The 17,840-nt window shown below is 40.1% G+C and carries 22 protein-coding genes and 1 pseudogene; 17 read left to right on the forward strand and 6 right to left on the reverse strand.

Annotated elements, in window-relative coordinates; translation table 11 throughout:
- The first annotated feature begins 419 nt into the window (after positions 1-419).
- The 7 genes from CDZ78_RS02930 (at position 420) to CDZ78_RS02960 (ending at position 5,087) form a co-directional block, all read left to right on the forward strand.
- On the forward strand, positions 420-803 hold the full coding sequence (locus CDZ78_RS02930) for a hypothetical protein (RefSeq protein WP_140413853.1): 384 nt from the start codon (positions 420-422) through the stop codon (positions 801-803).
- Between the two features lie 34 nt (positions 804-837).
- Positions 838-1,266: a hypothetical protein gene (locus tag CDZ78_RS02935; RefSeq protein ID WP_087868629.1), complete on the forward strand. Its 429-nt coding sequence runs from the start codon at positions 838-840 to the stop codon at positions 1,264-1,266.
- 109 nt (positions 1,267-1,375) lie between these two features.
- Complete coding sequence (locus CDZ78_RS02940; RefSeq protein ID WP_087868630.1) at positions 1,376-1,546, forward strand: FAD-dependent oxidoreductase; 171 nt, start codon at positions 1,376-1,378, stop codon at positions 1,544-1,546.
- Positions 1,506-1,790, forward strand: coding sequence for a hypothetical protein (locus tag CDZ78_RS02945; RefSeq protein WP_140413854.1), 285 nt, complete (start codon positions 1,506-1,508; stop codon positions 1,788-1,790). The genes CDZ78_RS02940 and CDZ78_RS02945 overlap by 41 nt, the downstream gene beginning before the upstream one ends.
- Positions 1,791-1,924: 134 nt before the next feature.
- On the forward strand, positions 1,925-2,896 hold the full coding sequence (locus CDZ78_RS02950) for a phytoene desaturase family protein (RefSeq protein WP_087868632.1): 972 nt from the start codon (positions 1,925-1,927) through the stop codon (positions 2,894-2,896).
- Complete coding sequence (locus CDZ78_RS02955) at positions 2,896-4,497, forward strand: NAD(P)/FAD-dependent oxidoreductase (protein WP_167374147.1); 1,602 nt, start codon at positions 2,896-2,898, stop codon at positions 4,495-4,497. Before CDZ78_RS02950 ends, CDZ78_RS02955 begins: the two co-directional genes overlap by 1 nt.
- A gap of 71 nt (positions 4,498-4,568) precedes the next feature.
- Positions 4,569-5,087 carry a transposase gene (locus tag CDZ78_RS02960; protein ID WP_087868634.1) on the forward strand — a complete coding sequence of 173 codons (519 nt, stop codon included), beginning with the start codon at positions 4,569-4,571 and terminating at the stop codon, positions 5,085-5,087.
- 81 nt (positions 5,088-5,168) lie between these two features.
- Here CDZ78_RS02960 and CDZ78_RS02965 read toward each other — a convergent pair whose 3' ends face one another.
- Genes CDZ78_RS02965 through CDZ78_RS02990 form a run of 6 tightly spaced genes read right to left on the reverse strand, consistent with a single transcriptional unit; the run spans position 5,169 to position 10,148 of the window.
- Positions 5,169-6,476 (reverse strand): NAD(P)/FAD-dependent oxidoreductase, encoded by a 1,308-nt coding sequence (locus tag CDZ78_RS02965; protein ID WP_167374148.1) that lies wholly within the window; start codon positions 6,474-6,476, stop codon positions 5,169-5,171.
- Position 6,477: 1 nt separating this feature from the next.
- A complete protein-coding gene (gene fabG, locus CDZ78_RS02970; RefSeq protein WP_087868636.1) occupies positions 6,478-7,197 on the reverse strand; it encodes a 3-oxoacyl-ACP reductase FabG in 720 nt (239 codons plus the stop codon).
- Positions 7,194-7,628, reverse strand: coding sequence for a hotdog family protein (locus tag CDZ78_RS02975; RefSeq protein WP_087868637.1), 435 nt, complete (start codon positions 7,626-7,628; stop codon positions 7,194-7,196). Before CDZ78_RS02975 ends, fabG begins: the two co-directional genes overlap by 4 nt.
- Positions 7,618-8,526, reverse strand: a complete 909-nt coding sequence (locus CDZ78_RS02980) for a lysophospholipid acyltransferase family protein (protein ID WP_087868638.1) — start codon at positions 8,524-8,526, stop codon at positions 7,618-7,620. Before CDZ78_RS02980 ends, CDZ78_RS02975 begins: the two co-directional genes overlap by 11 nt.
- Positions 8,519-8,839: an ApeI family dehydratase gene (locus tag CDZ78_RS02985; protein WP_087868639.1), complete on the reverse strand. Its 321-nt coding sequence runs from the start codon at positions 8,837-8,839 to the stop codon at positions 8,519-8,521. Before CDZ78_RS02985 ends, CDZ78_RS02980 begins: the two co-directional genes overlap by 8 nt.
- A complete protein-coding gene (locus CDZ78_RS02990; protein WP_140413855.1) occupies positions 8,826-10,148 on the reverse strand; it encodes an AMP-binding protein in 1,323 nt (440 codons plus the stop codon). The genes CDZ78_RS02985 and CDZ78_RS02990 overlap by 14 nt, the downstream gene beginning before the upstream one ends.
- A gap of 419 nt (positions 10,149-10,567) precedes the next feature.
- On the opposite strand from CDZ78_RS02990, the gene CDZ78_RS02995 reads away from it, so the two are divergent.
- The 10 genes and pseudogenes from CDZ78_RS02995 (at position 10,568) to CDZ78_RS21635 (ending at position 17,774) form a co-directional block, all read left to right on the forward strand.
- The gene (locus tag CDZ78_RS02995; RefSeq protein ID WP_087868641.1) at positions 10,568-10,912 is read left to right on the forward strand and encodes a hypothetical protein; all 345 of its coding nucleotides are present in this window, start codon (positions 10,568-10,570) and stop codon (positions 10,910-10,912) included.
- Positions 10,885-11,544 (forward strand): sulfite exporter TauE/SafE family protein, encoded by a 660-nt coding sequence (locus CDZ78_RS03000; RefSeq protein ID WP_087868642.1) that lies wholly within the window; start codon positions 10,885-10,887, stop codon positions 11,542-11,544. Before CDZ78_RS02995 ends, CDZ78_RS03000 begins: the two co-directional genes overlap by 28 nt.
- Positions 11,545-11,552: 8 nt before the next feature.
- Positions 11,553-12,326 (forward strand): lysophospholipid acyltransferase family protein, encoded by a 774-nt coding sequence (locus CDZ78_RS03005; protein WP_087868643.1) that lies wholly within the window; start codon positions 11,553-11,555, stop codon positions 12,324-12,326.
- 2 nt (positions 12,327-12,328) lie between these two features.
- Entirely contained in the window at positions 12,329-13,108 is a 780-nt protein-coding gene (locus CDZ78_RS03010; RefSeq protein WP_087868644.1) for a glycosyltransferase family 2 protein, read from the forward strand.
- A 192-nt stretch (positions 13,109-13,300) separates the two neighbouring features.
- Positions 13,301-13,564 carry a phosphopantetheine-binding protein gene (locus CDZ78_RS03015; protein ID WP_087868645.1) on the forward strand — a complete coding sequence of 88 codons (264 nt, stop codon included), beginning with the start codon at positions 13,301-13,303 and terminating at the stop codon, positions 13,562-13,564.
- Positions 13,565-13,631: 67 nt separating this feature from the next.
- Entirely contained in the window at positions 13,632-14,216 is a 585-nt protein-coding gene (locus tag CDZ78_RS03020; protein WP_140413856.1) for a COG4648 family protein, read from the forward strand.
- A gap of 6 nt (positions 14,217-14,222) precedes the next feature.
- Positions 14,223-14,849 (forward strand): LolA family protein, encoded by a 627-nt coding sequence (locus CDZ78_RS03025; protein WP_087868647.1) that lies wholly within the window; start codon positions 14,223-14,225, stop codon positions 14,847-14,849.
- A 41-nt stretch (positions 14,850-14,890) separates the two neighbouring features.
- A complete protein-coding gene (locus CDZ78_RS03030; protein ID WP_167374149.1) occupies positions 14,891-17,146 on the forward strand; it encodes an MMPL family transporter in 2,256 nt (751 codons plus the stop codon).
- A gap of 174 nt (positions 17,147-17,320) precedes the next feature.
- Positions 17,321-17,455 (forward strand): annotated as a pseudogene (locus CDZ78_RS24190) (type II toxin-antitoxin system RelE family toxin); the annotation flags it as partial.
- Between the two features lie 154 nt (positions 17,456-17,609).
- Positions 17,610-17,774 carry a hypothetical protein gene (locus CDZ78_RS21635; protein WP_167374150.1) on the forward strand — a complete coding sequence of 55 codons (165 nt, stop codon included), beginning with the start codon at positions 17,610-17,612 and terminating at the stop codon, positions 17,772-17,774.
- Positions 17,775-17,840 lie beyond the last annotated feature (66 nt).

Consider the following 17,840-nt stretch of genomic DNA (forward strand, 5'->3'; position numbering starts at 1 on the left):
GCTGCTGAACCGAGGGCGTAATCGCTCGAAAGAGAAAACCTTAAAAATTGTTTATGTCCTGATTTTAAGGGCAGAAATAGATTGAAACCGAATCTATCATTGTTCAGAGCCTTTCTGGCTAAATTGAATGCAGTTTCAAGCATAAAAATGAGTTATTCATGGTTGCTGTACACAGCCCCGTGACCCCACAAAATCTGTCCTTATCCTGATATTGAAAGAGCATAATGGCTCAATATTAATCCATTAATCCATTAATGCAAGATCTCGCGCTATAATTCTACGTATCAGTTTTTCTCGGATACCCCCCTTTTTTACTTTTCCTGAGTACATTAAACTCTGTATAATGAACCGATTTGCAGAAAGTGAAAAGCACAATGAAACACCATTTTTTTAGGCTATTAGTAATTTTATTTCTAATAATGCCAATACCTTCCTGGGCGGAAGCAAAAAGTTGTACGATTAAATATAATTTAACAGGCTGGTCTTTTTTATATCAAGGGTATAAAGGGACGGGGCTTGTTAGCTGTACTAATGGACAAAGTGCGCGGGTTTCTTTGACCTCGCATGGTGTCGGCTTAACTTTAGGGGTTATAGATATTGAAAATGCCAAAGGTAAATTTACCGGGATCAAGAGTATTAAGGATATTTATGGCACCTATTTCACTATAGATCTGCATGCAGGTTTTGCCCGCTCAGCTGAGGCGCGTACATTATTTAAAGGATATATTGCGGGCGGTGGGGCAGGCGTTGGCGGTGGTTATAATCTAGGCGTTGCCTTTAGTGGCTTAATTATCAAGCCTTAGGTATAATCAAATTTTTACATTAAGAGGGATTATTATGCGTACAAAAATTTTAGGTTTGGCTGTTAGTTCACTTTTCTTCATGTCATTTTCTGCTGCACAGGCTGAAGATTGTGACCTGAAATATACTATAAAAGGCTGGGCCGCTTTTTATAAAACATCCCAGGGAACGGGTACAGTTACTTGCCCAAGTGGTAAAAGTGCAAAAGTGAAATTAAGTTTGAAAGGAGGCGGGTTTACCTTTGGTGCTTATGAAGTGACTGAAGGAAAAGGCAGAATTCGTGGTGTCGAAAAAATAGACGACATTTATGGTAACTCTTTTATGATGGATGGTGATGCTGGATTTGGTAAGTCTGTAGAAGGTCGCTGGGCTCCCAAAGGATCTCGTACAAGAACGCTATCTGGAAAGGGAAATGGATATAATTTAGGGTTCGCATTCGGTGCTTTAAATATCCAAAAGCCTTAATATCTTAAGTATTCGCATTTTAGGGGCACCAGGCTCTTTCTATCCAGAAGGGACTTGGTGTGTACCCTTCGTAGTCAATATATTCCATCAATAATGAAAGCTTAAGACCATGCAGCAAAAGAAAGTTGATGTTGTTATTGGTAGTGGCATCGGTGGATTAACCGCAGCAGCTTTACTGGCAAAGTCAGGCCGGCAAGTTTTGGTGTTAGAGCAGCATGATCGTGCAGGGGGTTATGCTCATGGCTTTAAGCGTAAAAAATACTCATGTGCACCTTACTAGTGGTTGTGGGCTACAGGGTTTTGAGGGTGGTCAGATAATACGCAAGGTTCTGCAGGCTATAAATCAGTATGAACAGCTAGAGTTTGTTGAGGTTAACCCCTTTGCTTTTGTTTCGGTTGCCGATATTGCTGTTGAGTTGCCTACATCTATTGAAGGCCTGGTGAATCGCTTATCTGATCTATTTCCTCATGAGCGGCAAGGTTTAACTGATTTATTAATGCTTTGTTTGCAATTAGCCGAGTAAGTAGCGAAATGTGATGATGTGATGGCCGCGAAAGGTATTAATGCGGCACATCCTGAACTGGATTTATTATTTAAATACCGAAGTTGCACTCTTGCGGATGTCTGGGGAGATTACATCTCGGACCCACAGTTAAAGTGCATTTTTCTGCCCTATGGCCGTATCTGGGTTTACCTCCTGAAAAAGTATCTTTTGTTTATTGGGCGAGTATGCTTATGGGCTATGTCTCTGATGGAGCCTATTACTGTAGGGGAGGTTTTCATAAATTTGCAGATAGTCTGGTGACTGGGTTAAAGCAGGCTGGCGGGGAGATTTACTTTAAGAGTAAAGTAAGTAAAATTAATGTTTGTGATAACCGGGTTCAAAGTGTTCTTCTTGCTTCAGGACAGGTTATTCAGGCTGAAACTGTGATTTCAAATGCTGATATGTTGCAGACTGTGCATGACATGGTTGGTAAAGAATATTTCCCAAAGCGTTACCTTTCTCGTTTACAACGAATGCAGACATCCTGTTCAATATTTGTTGTTTATATTGCCACTGACCTGGATCTTGTGCAGGCAGGAGCGCATCATGAGGCCTTTTATTACCACGAATTAAATCATGAGGTTAATTATAATAATGCTCTGCAAGGAGAGGTTTCCTGGATGAGTGTTACTGTGCCTACACTACTTGATGATGGTCTTGCTCCCAAGGGGGAGCATTTGATTGTTCTGACTGCTTTGGCAAATTATGATCAGGCTGAAAATTGGCAACAAGCAAAAGCTGATTATATGAAAAAAATGCTGGATTTCGCAGACAGCAAAATAAATAATTTAAAATCGCATATCTTGTTTATAGAGGCAGGATCTCCGGCGACCATGCAGCGTTATACTCTGAATAATAAAGGGGCTGCCTATGGTTGGGCAATGACTCCAGAGCAAGTGGGTGCAAGTCGTATTGCCAATAAAGCTCCGATAGAAGGGCTTTATTTTGCTGGGCACTGGACGATGCCAGGTGGCGGGGTTTATGGGGTAAGTTATTCAGGTGTACAAACAGCACAGAAGGTTTTAGGTTTAACCCGGCAAGATGAGCTCTGGGCTTTATGTGCCAGTACAGATGGAGAACTATAATGGACAAAATGTATGATGTTCTTATCATGGGTGGGGGCTTATCTGGACTGACATTAGCAATTCAGTTAAAGAAGAGAGTAAAGAATATCCGAATTCTGGTTGCAGAAAAAGCCTCTTATCCAGTGCCTGAAGCAGCGCACAAAGTGGGTGAATCTTCAGTAGAAATAGCCAGTTATTATTTTGAAGAGATTTTAGGTTTAAAGGCCGAGCTGGAAAAGGAACTACCTAAACTGGGCTTGCGATTTTTTTATAGCTATCGAGATAACAGAGATATAACTCAACGAATTGAACTGGGGCCAAGTACTTATCCTGCCTCAAAAAGCTATCAATTAGACCGGGGCCGATTTGAGAATGCGTTGATTAAACATTGTTTAAAGCTAGGCATAGATTTTCAGGCAAGTTGTAAAATTAAGGAAATTTCTCTAGGTAAAAATGATCACCAGATTACGCTATTGCATAATGAGCAGGAAAGCACGCTTCAGTGTAAATGGCTGATAGATGCAAGTGGGCGTATGGGCTTGTTGAAGAGAAAGTTAAAGCTTGCAAAGCCTGCTTACCATGATGTAAATGCTTCCTGGTTTAGAATTAATCATGAAATCCGGGTGGATGACTGGGTAGATGAGCAAAAATGGCAGAATAGGGTACAAGAGCCGAGGTGGCTGAGCACTAATCATTTACTAGGCAAAGGCTACTGGGTCTGGATTATTCCACTTTCATCGGGGGCCACTAGTATAGGATTTGTGGCAGATGCAAAGATTCACCCTTATGCAGAATTCAATACCTTTGCAAGAGCTAAAGTGTGGCTAAAAAAATATGAGCCACAATTTGCCTCAATTGTTGATGCACATGTTGATCAGTTGCAGGATTTCCTGACGTTGAAACATTATTCATATAATTGCAAAAAAATGTTTTCAGCGGAGGGCTGGGCAATTACAGGCGATGCTGGAGTTTTTCTTGACCCATTTTATTCGCCTGGCAGTGATTTTATTGCCATGAATAATAGCTTTATTACGGAGTTGATTGTTAAACAGTCTGCCGGTGAGGATATTGTATTAGTAACAGGGCAATATGAGGAATTATTTCGCACCCTGTTTTTAGCATTTGGTCCTGTCTATGAAGACCAATACCCCATTATGGGGAATGCCAAGGTAATGACTATAAAAGTGATCTGGGACTTTACACTGTACTGGAGTGGTATCGCTTTATTATTTTTTAGAAATAAATTATGTGACCTGGCGTTTATGCAGTCTGCAGGAACCCTATTGCAGCAAATATATCAGCTTAATATGTTGATGCAGAGTTTTTTCCGGCATTGGGCTGAAATTGATGTATCAACTGATGATATGAGCGATATGTTTTTGAATTATAGTAATATCAGCTTTATACAGCAATTAAATAAGGATTTGCACAAGGAGCTAAACGATGAGGAATTACAGCAACAACTTGTTTTGAATATTGCCTTTATCAGAGAACTGGCAAATGAAATTACAAGCGAAGCAACGCAGATTTTTCCTGGTTTAAAAGAGCATGTTCCTGAAATGCAAGAGAGTAACTCTAGCTATTTGAAAGATGTTTTTGCACAATTGGGGAGTAGGCTTTAGCCTACATGTATCAGTGTACAATAAAATATTAATCGTGTAGGCTCTAAAGCCTACTCTCCGAAGGTCGTGACATGAAAAGGACGTTAAACCATTACAGTAAGTTTGACACTTATCAATTCGTAACTTTTAGAACTCAGGATAGTGTTGATGATTATTTACATCGAGTCAATCAAAATTCAGGTTTAAGCATCTCGCAAAGACAAATGGAAATTGATAGCTACTGTGATCAATCCAATAAAGGCTGTTACCTTAATGGCGAGGTGATGGATATTATTGGATGTCATTTAAAACAGCTAGATCCTAAATTTTATCGGCTTATCGCATATAGTATTATGCCAAATCATGTGCATTTGCTGTTTCAGCAAAAACAAGAGTTGCAAGAAATAATGAGAAAGGTGAAAGGCAGTACGGCATTACTGATTAATACATGCCTGGCAAGGCATGGAAAGTTTTGGGAAAGGGATTATTTCGATAAAGCTATTCGTGATGAAAGACATTTTTTGCTAACTTATGAATATATAAAAAATAATGCAATTAAAGCGAAATTAGAAGATGCTAATCGGCGCTTTTATGGCATATATGAAAGTTAGGGGAGTAGGCTTTAGCCTACATAAATGATTATGAAAAGATTTTGTAGTCTCAGTGGTTTTTTAAACGGTGCGACAAGTAGGCTAAAGCCTACTCCCCTCTGTGTGTTGTTTTTTAAATTTAGTAAAGGTACGGTTTTTCTTGAATTCGATTAGTTTGTTAATGAAATAAAGTGACTTGAATGCAAGTAGAGGAAGGCTAATCTGTGAGTTATTATAAGCATCTCCAGCTAAAACCGAGATAACAGCTGATTTTAATTTTTGTTTGATAGGGTGTTGGCTGGCTTCACCAGATGACATCAGCAATTTATGTAAGGCAGGGCTATTAAAGCGATAAATAAACCAGCAAAAAGCTTTTATTTCCTCTGTGACAGAATGTTCAAACTGGCTAATTAACTGTTTGTCATTAGTTGCGTTAATAAGTAGCTGGTCAACTAGCTCAGCTCCCCTGTTAGCGCTTTGCATGGCGAGATAAACACCACTGGAAAAAACAGGGTCAACAAATGCATAGGCATCGCCAATCAATAAAAAACCATCGCCAGACATAATGCTGGACTGATAAGAGTAATTTCCTGTTGCTTGCACTTCTCCATCGAGTTGGGCGTTTTTCATACGCTGACTGATTTCAGGAACAAGGTTTAAGGTCTCGCGCAGAAATAACTTTAAGTCTATGTTACGTGTTTTTAAATAATCTGGCCAACAAACACAACCAATACTCATCATGCCGTCTTTGAGTGGAATCAGCCATACCCAGCCATGTTGAAACCAGTAAATACTGATATTACCTGCATCTTTTCCTGATCTGCGTTCAATATTTTTAAAATGGCCGAAAATAGCAGCCATTTTATGCTTTGGGTTTTTTCGTTTGCTGTTTAACTGTTGTGCTAACAGTGTATCGCGTCCTGAGGCATCAATCAGGTATTGACTGGTAAATTCATATTGCTTACCCTGCTCATCGACAGCGAGAATTTTTTTTACTGAACTTTCTAGCTCAGCATGGTGTACAGTCATGCCTTCGTGAGTCGTTGTTCCTTTTTTCTGGCAATTTTTAAATAATATTTCGTCCAATTCAGAGCGTCTTACTTCATAGGCATAAGCAGGGCTATCATTGCTGGCTTTAGAAAAATAAAAGGTATCCTGCGCCAGAGGGGTCTCTAGGGAATTAAACTCAGCTGCGTATTTTTTAATACCAATCGCATCAACTTGTTCAAGCACGCCAAGTTTTTCAAAGATTGGTAAATTCATTGGTAATAAGGATTCACCAATATGAAAACGGGGGTGATGTGATTTCTCCAGCAGACAAACTTCATGTCCTTTTTCGGCAAGTAAACTGGCAGCTGTTGACCCTGCTGGCCCGCCGCCAATAATTAGAACATCGAAATGGGTCTTCATTTTAGGCCATTGCTCCATTGATATTAATAATTTGCCCTGAAATATAGCTGGCATCATCTGAGCATAAGAAAGAGGCAAGGGCGGCAACTTCTTCGGGTTTGCCTGCTCGTTTCATTGGTACAATATTTTTAATCATTTGCTGGTCAAAACTATCTTCAGTCATAGTTCCTTCAATAATGCCTGGAGCAATCGCATTGACGGTAATTTTTCGTGAAGCGAGTTCTTGTGCCAATGACTTGGTCGCACCATTTAATGCGGCTTTAGCAGCCGAATAGTTGCATTGCCCCCGGTTTCCCATCACACCTGCTACGGATGACATATTGATAATACGTCCCCAGCGGCTTTGCATCATTGGCATTAAAAGGGGTTGAGTGACATTATAAAAGCCGTGTAGGGAAACATCGATGACGCTTGTCCAGTTTTCGTAGCTCATTCCAGCTAGTGGAGCATCTCGGTGTATACCGGCGTTGTTGATGATAATCTGGATTAGCCCTGCTTCAGAGAGTTTTTTCACGGCTTCAGTTGTGGCATCAGCATCACAAACATCGAAGGCAACAGCTTCGGCGGAGCCACCTTGTTGTTTGATGTTGCTGTCAATGAGTTGTGCTTTTTCGTAGTTATGATTGCTATGCACAATGACGTGGATATTATTTTCTGCGAGGCGATAGCAAATAGCAGAACCTATATCGCCACTACCTCCTGTGATCAGTGCTTTTTTCATGGTTGTGTATGAATAACTGTGGCCCTTGCATCAAGTAGCAAACTATTTTGATCGTCGGTAATACGAAATGAATAGACTGCTCCATTTTCTATTTTTAGTTCAGCGCTTGCTTCTATATGCAAAGAGCTAGTCAGCGAATCTAAAGTATCAATATAGAAGTGAGCGCCGCGAACTGCTGCGAGAAACCCGGGAGAAGACTTTCCTGATAATAAGCCACCGTGAATTGCCATAGACTGTGCGCCATATTCGATTAAATTTATGACTGAGAGGCTATTGCCTACGAGTAATGGGTTGTTGATGGCTAAATGAGAGCGTGTTGTACAGTGAATTTGTTTATTGCTCCATGAATCAACTTGATCAATTAGCATCATTGATCCTGCATGAGGAATCAGGTGGGCAAATTCCGTTTGATTTAAAGTCCTAATGTTCATCTTGTTGCCAATAATCATAAAAATTGAACCAGTTGTAAGGTGTTTCCAGCATTTGTTTTTCTATAATATCAACATATTTCTGAGTATAGCTCTGTATATCCTGTTGTCTGGATTTTCGCTTAAGAACAACTTCTTCAGCAAGTAATTCAAAGTGAATTTTATAGCGATTACCGCCTAAGTAAATACCAAAAAATACGATAAGTGGAACCTTTAAGGCAGAAGCCAGTAGAACTGGTACGGTAGACATTTTTACCGGCTCTCCCAGGAGCGTGCATATGACTGTTTTTTCATTACCGTCACCTAAAATTCGATCGCCTAACAAGCCTACTGTTGTACCGCAGTCTATCGCTTCTTTTACTTTTAGGAGTCCGCTTGGTGAACCATCCAAAGAAATCAGCGTGTCAGCTACATCTGCATTAAGAGCGTTAAGTACCTGTACCATCATGGGAGCCTGCTGCTCATACATAAGGATTTTTATGGGCAGGGGATAGTTACTTACTGCATAACTGCGTAAGACTTCAAAGCTACCGATATGACTACCTAACAGTAGACAGCCGACGCCATTCTTACTATAGCTTAAGGGAATGTTTTCTGCTTGAAAGCTAATATCTAATTTAGCAAACTGGCCAGTCAATAAATAAACACGATCAAGAATAGTCGATGCAAAAGCGTGTATATGCTTTGCGCTATCTAGCCAGGTTACCTTGCGCTTTAATACTCTGGCCAGGTATTGTTGAGATGCTTTGCGTTGTGGAACAGCGAATAATAAAAAGTACAGGCTAATTGGGTAAAGTAAGCTACGGGCTACGGGGCGACCAAGGTGTAACGCAATCCAGCGTATCAATTGCAAAGTGACAGGAGTGCTACGTTCTTTACTTTCTTGCCATGATTTAGTCATTTTTTGTGCCTGCTTTTTCTTTGATAATAAATGAGCCTGTTACCAATGTCTGGCTGGCGTAACTGCAGGTGAATTTTATTTTTTGTGCAGAGACATGTATGAGAGTGACGGTAAATTCCTGGTCAGGAGCTAAGGGGTACAGAAATTTTGCCTGGGCTAAAGTGTCGATAGTGTATTCAGGGAGCCAGCTTAAGAGTTGTTGTTGCGCGTAATTTAAAAGCATGACGCCTGGAACAATAGGGTTATTTGGAAAGTGCCCGGCAAAACATGGATGAGAAGCAGGGATGCAATAATGCTGTTTATTTTCTAACAATTTGGCATGTCCGTATTAGTTGTTCCAGGTCTGTTTTAATGATTTTACCAAGGTCATTTCGCGGTACTGCCGAGACTGAATAAATTGCCCGCGGCAAAAAGACTTCATCGATAGACTGTTTTAAATGTTGGATAATGGTTTGTCTGGGTAACTGGCTAACAACCAGGGCTGATAAGCGTTCATTATTACCAGGAAAAAAGATACCATCCTCAATTCCTGAGATTGATGTCAATTGTTGGTTAAGGTCGCTTAGAGAGGCTCTTTTGCCAGCGATTTTAATTAAATCTGTCGAGCGCCCCAATAACGTGAAAAACCCCTTTTTATCGATACTGAAATTATCATCTAAAACCTGTGCTTTGGCAATATGCCCACCCTGTAAAACAAATTGCTGCTGTCTTTTTGTTAGCTGGATAGTTGCATAAGGTTGCCACTGCTCAGAGATAGTGGCGTGGCGTGAAGCGAAAGATAGTGTTTCCGTGCTGCCAAATAACTCAAACACTGGGGCTTGTATGTTTTGCTCAATTTGTTTTGCTAATACTATGTCCATGGGGGCCGTTGAAGATAAAATAAACTTAATATTACTCCATTTTCCCTGAGTCTGGCTGCAACTTTTTAAGTGTCTAGGCGTTGAAATCAGAACATTTTGTGTTGTTATGTTATTCAGCGTATTGCGTATGTCTTCTGGATAAAATGGTCGACTATTATGTAGCGACATTTGAGAAAATAATACCCAGAATAATGAAGTTTCCAAGCCATACATATGCTGCATAGGGACTGTAGAAACGAGAGTGATTTTCTGATTTTGTAGCTTAAAACGTTGCAGAGCTAATTCAGCCGAGGCCTGAAATTCACGCCATGTTTTCTGAATTGCCTTGGGCCTTCCTGTACTGCCTGAAGTAAACGAGATAGAGGTAGGGCAGTCTATATTGATAAGAGGAAAAGGTTTTGTGCTTTTTTCTAAATGTTTATAAGTGATAATAAAATCGGCATCTGCTTTATTGTCACTTAGTATATAACTCTCGGGATAATTCTTTTGTAAATCTTGTATGGTTTTAGCCGCCTGATTTGAAGGCAGTAATGATATTTGCTCGCGTATGCAAACGGCAAGGTAGGCTACTATAAATAGATAGCGGTCCTGGCATAGGTTGATAGCAAATTTTTTTTCAGGCAGTTTTTCACTTAGTGCAATAGCATGGGCTAATAAGTCAGCACGTTGCATAATGCCAGAGGGCCTAATGCAAAAAGGCATCGCGAGTGTTTTTTCTAAGCTTTCGGCTAAAGCAATAGTGTGAGGCTTGTGTTCTGTCAAGTTAAGTGGGGCCAATAAACAAAAGGATCAATTATACAGGATACTTTACAAGAAAGGCGTAGGGCGTGGCTTTAGCCCGCCAATATCATAAATTAGTATTAATGGCGGGCTAAAGAGGCTGTGAAAGTATGTGTTTTTAGCCTCCCCTCTTGAGAAGGGGGGATTGTATAAAAATATATGTTATTGATATTGCGTGATTAGTTTTGATATATCAAGCCCCTTCTAACTAAGGTGATTTTGTTGAATACTTTCACAGTCTCTAAAGCTAAGTCCTTGAATAGGTTATCAATGCACGGATTGAGTAATTGTAAGCTAATTGGGTTTTCTTATCAGAGTAGGTCAAAAGTTGATATATGCTAAAATAATTCGCTCAATGTCGCCTTGTTGGTGAGGTGTGATAAATCATTTTTGGTTAAGTAATGATAAGCAAAGAGAAAAGTTGCTCGTATATTGTTAGCTTGCTACTTACTGTCATTGTATGGGGTAGCTGGTTATTTTATACTTACCCGGATAGCTTGCAAGTCATCCAGAATTATTGGCAAGTTTCTGTCACTATGATATTTGGCTCTATTATTGCCGGAGCAACCAGTGAAGGCGGTGGTGCGATTGCATTTCCTATTTTTACCAAGGTGTTACAGATCTCCCCGGCGGATGCTAAAGTTTTTTCTTTGGCGATACAAAGTGTGGGGATGGTAGCAGCTTCAATCGCTATAATAATGATGCGCGTTCAAGTGTTATGGCGAGTGATAGTCTGGGTGGAATAGTTGGGTTGTTAATCGGTTCTGTTTTGTTAACACCTGTATTGGCACCTGAGATTATCCGGATGCTATTTACAGTAATGGCGGTTAGTCTGGCATTTACGCTGATTTGTATAAGTGCTGGTTTTCGGCTTAACCACATTAATATGCCCGAAATAAACTTAAGGGAAACGGGTATTTTGCTAATGATAGGCGTTGTCGGTGGAACTATCTCAGGATTGGTAGGTAGTGGAATTGATATGATTTGTTTTTCGGTGCTGGTTTTATTGTTTCGCATCAGTGAAAGCATTGCCACGCCCACCTCGGTTATTTTGATGGCAATTAATTCGGTTTTTGGGGTTTTGTTACATATTTGTTATTTTGATGGCATAAATGCACAGGTGCAAGCCTATTGGTTAGCAGCGGTTCCTATTGTGGTGGTAGGGGCTCCATTAGGTGCTTATTTTTGTAGCCGTATGCGTTATTTGCATATTCGCTATTTGTTAATCGCATTAATAGGTTTAGAGTTAGTTACTTCTCTTTGGCTGCTGGATTTTGATAGGACATTGATTATCTTTAGTATAAGTATGCTAGTGTTGTTTTTGACTGTAATGGTTTCGATGAGTAGAGCGCGATATTATGTCCGCTCTTCTGAGTAGGAGTGTTTGTGATTAAATATTGTCGGGACTGGGTTGCTTATTTTTTTATGCTCGCATACTGGGCTGTTACATCGATATTTGTTTCGTTGGTGGGCTCTTTGTTGTACATAATACTGCCGCAAAAGTATGCACTTGTTAGTGGTCGTTTTCTGATACAAAAAGATTTCCAGTTTTTTATTCTTTTATTAAAAGTGACCGGCTTACTCATTTTAGAAGATGAGCAATTAAAAAAACTGGCAAGCAGACAGGGGGCGATGATAGTAGCCCCCAATCATTTAGCTTTATGGGATGTGGTATATATTGTGGCGGAAGTGCCTGCGCTTATCTGTATCATGAAAGAGAGTATCTTGAAAAATCCATTGTTTGGAGGACAGGCTGGGCGGCTTGCCGGCTATATCCCGGTCAACTCAATTAGCCAAATGATAAAATTAGCCAAACAGTGCTTAGTAAATAATGATCAGTTACTGATATTTCCTGAAGGGACAAGAACAAAAACTGATGCGCAATGGTTGAATCCTATACAAGGCGGTGTTGCTTTGCTGGCTAAGCAAACTTCAGTGCCCGTTATTCCTGTTTTTATTCGTAGTAATTCGCGTTTTTTTGAAAAGGGCTGGCCCTTGTATAAAAAACCAGAATTTCCATTAAAATTAAGTATTAATGTCGCTGAGCCTGTTTTTATGCAACAGAGTGAAACCACGCAGGAGTTTGTGCAGCGTTTACAGAAAATTTATATTGATGAGCTATCCAGACCGCACCCCTTACGTAGAGCACCGAAGCAATAGTAATGAAGGATAAAATTGAATTATCAAAGAGTCACCTGCTTTTAATCCCTAGTTATAATACTGGGGCCTTATTAAAAAACACTGTGACTGAGGCTTTGCAGCAATGGTTACCTGTCTGGGTGATTATTGATGGCAGTGATGATGGTAGTGAGACTTTATTACAGTCTTTGCAAGCAGAGTATCCTGATGCATTGTTAGTTATTAAAACTAGTGAAAACAGAGGTAAAGGAGCAGCAGTTTTAACGGGAGTTATTCAGGCGAAGCAACAAGGCTTCTCACATGTATTGACCATGGATGCGGATTATCAGCATCCGGCCAGTTTTATTAAACAGTTTATGCAGGCTTCTGCTGCAAATCCTAAAGCAATGATTTTAGGCGAGCCGGTTTTTGATGATTCAGCCCCTATGATACGCGTCAAAGGGCGGCAAATTTCCAACTGGTGGGCAAGTTTAGAGACTCTAGGCTGGGGAATTCACGACTCTTTATTTGGTATGCGTATCTATCCTATTGAGGATTTGATAGCGGTAATGTACTCAACTCGCTGGGCCAGGCGTTTTGATTTTGAACCTGAAGTTGCGGTACGTATGGCCTGGCGTGGAGTGCCGGTGATCAATATTGCTACCCCAGTGCGTTATATTTCTCTGCAAGAGGGAGGGGTTAGTCAATTTAAATATGTCCGGGATAATGTATTGCTAACGGGAATGCATATCCGTTTATTTTGTGGTTTTTTATTGCGCTTGCCAAAATTACTGTTGTGCAACAGGAAAGTAAGTAAACTTTAACCTGTCAATATTGTACTGCCCATTTAAGTGAAACACGATGCAGCAATTAAATGAGGTGGGGGGTGGCTTCATGTTAAAAGGCTTGTTTAGTTCCATAGTGCAGTTTATGTTCAAAACAGGTATTTCAATTACGAGTTATTAGACAAAATAAGGTAAAATAGAAGAATTTTTTTTAGTCCGGATAGAGAAAGTATGCCTCAAGAATTAGTAGCAGAATTAAAAACATTATTTATCGAGGGTTTGCATTTAGAAGATATTACGGAAGATGAAATTATTCCTGATGAACCTTTATTTGGTGAGGGATTAGGACTAGATTCAATTGATGCATTAGAAATTGCCGTATTACTGGATCGGAAATATGGTGTTAAAATCACTTCTGAAGATGATCGCAATCAAGAAATTTTCGCTTCATTAAACTCTCTCGCTACTTTTGTGCTGGAAAATAGAACAAAATAACTTCCTTATGCGAACCATACTACGCAGCATTATTAGCAGTATCATTTTTTTGCTCTACCCTTATCTTGTGTACAAGGGAGTTCAAGAGGGAGTGGTCTGGTTTGCGCCAGCGGTAATTGCCAGTATTTATTTTTTTCAGGCTGTAAAAACACGAAAAAGACGGGTGCGATTGCAAAAATTAGGTATTGTCATTATCCTTTTCCTAGGTGCTATTTATTACCAGGATATTATGGCGAAACTAGTCCCTATTATTATACAGTTAAGCTTAATGCTGTTTTTTGGTAAAACATTACTCAGGGGGAAAGGGCCCTCACTGGTAGAGCGCTTTGCGCAGCTCGATTTTCCTGATATCCCCCCTGTTCTTAGCCGTTACTGTCGGCATTTAACCATGATGTGGACAGGTTTCTTTGCTTTTAATGTAATGGCTTGTTTGTTGTTAGCACTATTAGCGCCAGTACACTGGTGGGCAATTTATACAGGTGTCATGATTTTTCTGCTAACAGCGCTATTAATGGTCGCTGAATATATCTGGCGCTTCTTCTTGTTTCGCAGAATTGAGTTGTCCCCGGAACAAATCCCTGGCGTTAAAGAGTCTGCAAAAGCAATGATTATTAATGGTCGAAAAATCTGGCTAGATGTTCAAGCGAGCTAATAAGGGATGATAAAAAAAAGTAGTTTATTGTTGTTATCTGTTTTCTCTATCAGTTGTCTGGCTCAAGACACTTTAGAAATAGTTATGCAGCGTATGAAACCAGAATCTGCAGTACAAATCGCCTATCAGGAAACGCGCTATATGGGGTTGTTTGATGAAGACTGGCAGGGAAGCGGTTATTTATATGCTGCGACTCCCAGTACTATGTTAAAACAGCAATTAAAACCTGAAAGAGAGATGATGGCTGCCGACGGAAGTCAGTTGATTTATCATAAACCTTCTACCAGGACCTATCACCAGACTCAATTGGATGAAAGCAATTCGATGATGGCTAGTCTGGTCGCTTTTAAAGCGATGTTGACAGGTAATCTTGTTATGTTACGCCAGCTTTACACGTTGAAATTTAGCGCTTTAGAGTCATCCTGGAAGCTAGAAATGACAGCAAAAGAGCATGAGTCTAATGAGGAGCCACTCAAAATAATTATGCAAGGGATCAATGAGCAAGCAGCAAATAAAATGGCAGTGATTTTGCCAGATGGTGACCGTAGTTTGTATGTTTTAAGTCGGCCACAACATGGTCGGGCGATTCAACAGCATATGCAGGAATTATTGCTGTCACTAAAAAATCATTAGCCGTGCGCCGTTCAATACCCTCATTAGTTTTTTTTCTGTGTTTGCCTCTGCTGGTTGGTTTAGCTGTTTTTACTACACACTTTAAAACGGATATTTCCGCATTTGTTATCGCGGGTGATAATGCCGAAGAAATTTTATTGGCCAGTGAAATCCAGTCAGGCGCGTTATCCAGGCGCTATATTCTTTCTGTTGATGCGGGTGAGCATAATCAAGTTTCCGGTGACTTTATTCAAGCCTGGCTAAAGCATATAAAGTCTATTTCAGGTGTAGTTGATGCTTGGGCGACTGATGAAAAAAGAGGTGCTTTAGGTGCATTGTCCAGCTTGTATGCACAACATGGTGCGCAGTTATATAGTCGATATCCTGAGCAGGATCTGGCCAAAATTTTCACCAAGTCAGCGTTGCAAGAGCGGGGAGCGGGGCTAAAACAAGCCTTGCTTTCTCCACAGGGACACTTAATAAAAAAAATAGCAGTTCAGGATCCGTTGTTAATATCCTTAAATGGCTTTAAATCTATTGCAACACAATTACAAAATCAAACGCCCCGGAATTCACAATACACTAATTTTATATTAGAAACACAGATGTCTGGTATGGATGTGCCAGCACAGCTAAAAATTCAGCAGCAAATCAAAGATTCTTTTGCTACTCAGACAATGGCTATGGGGCATGATTATCAGTTGGACATGACTGGTGTCCCATTATTTGCTGTAGCGACACAAACCATGATTGAGGGTGATGTTAAGTTTATTAGCATTTTTTCTTCAGTTGCTCTCATGCTGTTATTCCTATTTATCTTTCGATCATTTCGCGTTTTGATCTGGGTGTTTTCATTACTAATCACAGTGATGACGGTTGCTGTGTTAGTAACAAATTTAGTTTTTGGATCCGTGCATGGTATGACTATTGCCATTGGATCTACCTTAATAGGTATTTGTATTGACTATCCCGTTCACGCCTTGGTTCATGCGCAAGGATTGCATCAGGTGCAGCGGCTAAGGGTGATCAAAAAGATTTTCCCCAGCTTATTTATGGGAGCGCTGACTACGCTTATTGGTTATGTCGCTCTTGGATTTTCTGGTTACCCGGGCTTTCAGCAAGTTGCCGTATATACCGGTACCGGAATTATCGTTTCTTTACTATTAACTCGTTATTTATTTCCGCGACTTATGAGTGGGGAAGCAAAAAATATCAAACCCTTTCGGTTTACCAAATTCTGGCCTATGTTCTGTCAGCGTAACCGTAGGTGGTTGTTAGTGGGAGTAGCGATTTTGTCTGTCGTGGGGGCTGTACAACTAGATCGTTTACAATGGATGCAGGACTTACAGCAATTAACCCCGGAACTGGATTATTTAAAGCAAATAGATAAAAAAATTCGTGAACGTATTATTAGCATAGAGCCGGGGCGTTTTGTATTAGTCAGTGGTGAAACAGTTGAGCAGGCTTTGCAAACTGCTGAACAGGTCTATCAGCGATTAGATGTGATAAATAAGGCAGGAGACCTGGATGATTATTTTGGTTTATATCCCTGGCTTTTATCAGAGCAACAGCAATTAACGAACCAGGCGCGATTATTAGCCGCTTTAAATGAAGAACAGCGTGAATTTTGGCGTATTGCTTTGCAGGAGCAAGGATTATCAGTTCGTCATTTAGGTGAGCTAGATTATACACAGAGTGAAACCTTGAATTTACAGCAGGTTTTACAGTCCCCTATTGCTAAATTAATCAGTAATCAAATCGTTGTAGCAGAACAACGGACTCTATTAATTATCTGGCTTAGTGAACATAAGCCGGAAGCAATACAAGGTGCCTTGGCAGATTTGCCGCATGTGCAATATTTTAGTCAGCGCGATATGTTGAATCGCTTGGCAGTGGATTATCAGCATCGAGCCGAAATAACATTATTAGCAGGCTTAGCTTTAATTATCTGTTTGCTATGGGGTCGATATAAAAACCTTGTGACTACTTTGCAGACACTAGCACCTGCTTTTTTAGCCGCTCTATTGATTCTGGCTCTTTGGGCCTGGACGGGAGAGGCGATTAGTTTTTTACATTTGGTCGGTTTTTTATTAGCCGTTGCTATTTGTGTAGATTACGGTATTTTTTATCAGGAAAACCGGAGCGGTCATTTGACTTTAACTTATCAGGCAATGGCGGCATCTATGCTGACGAGTGCTCTGGTTTTTGGCTGCTTGATTTTTGCCCAGACATCGATGTTACAGACTTTAGCGAAAGTAGTTAGTTGTGGAGTGATACTGGGGTTTTTGTTGTGTCCGATTTTGATCAAACCAAAGTAAGTAATCAGGTATTGTTGTGCTGACAATTATGCCTGGAAAAAATGCAGAACTGCAGAACTGGAGTATCTTGAATCAGGGCTAATTGGTTCTCCTTCTAAACACTATGCAGCACATGATATCCTAGTGTTTTTTGTGATTTTCAAATAGCCTAAAACACTAGGTAAGCCCTTAACAAAAAATTTCAATAAATATTGGCGTTATCGGGTTGGGGAGTGCCGGGTCATTTGTAATTTAGAAGGTGAGTTACTCACCATTATGGTTGTACGAGTTGGGAAAAGGAAGAGTATGTATAGGAAAAATATTAGTTAAGCCGGAATGTGCTCGATATAGATTAAGCTAATGAGGCATAAAAAATGAAAGAGTATGAATTACCCTAAAATTTATTTTTTCTGATGCTTCAATTAATCCAGAGTCTTTTGTTGATCTTTTAGGTGAAGGCGGTTGTGATGATGCTTTAATTGGCGTGGGACAAGCAGGGCAGATTGCTCTTAATTTTAACAGAGAAGCTGACAACGCATTTACTGCTATTTGTAGTGCCATTGCCGATGTGAAATACGTTATTCCTGAAGCGGTATTAATTGAGGCAACACCTGGTTTTGTTGGCAATGCTAAGGAAGTGTTTTTATAAGTCACTAAGGGTTGTGCGTCACGGCTTTCTCATAAAAATTTCACTTGCATAAGCATTGCTTCTAAG

Origin of the sequence: Bathymodiolus platifrons methanotrophic gill symbiont, from assembly GCF_002189065.1 — a bacterium.
GTDB lineage: Bacteria > Pseudomonadota > Gammaproteobacteria > Methylococcales > Methylomonadaceae > Methyloprofundus.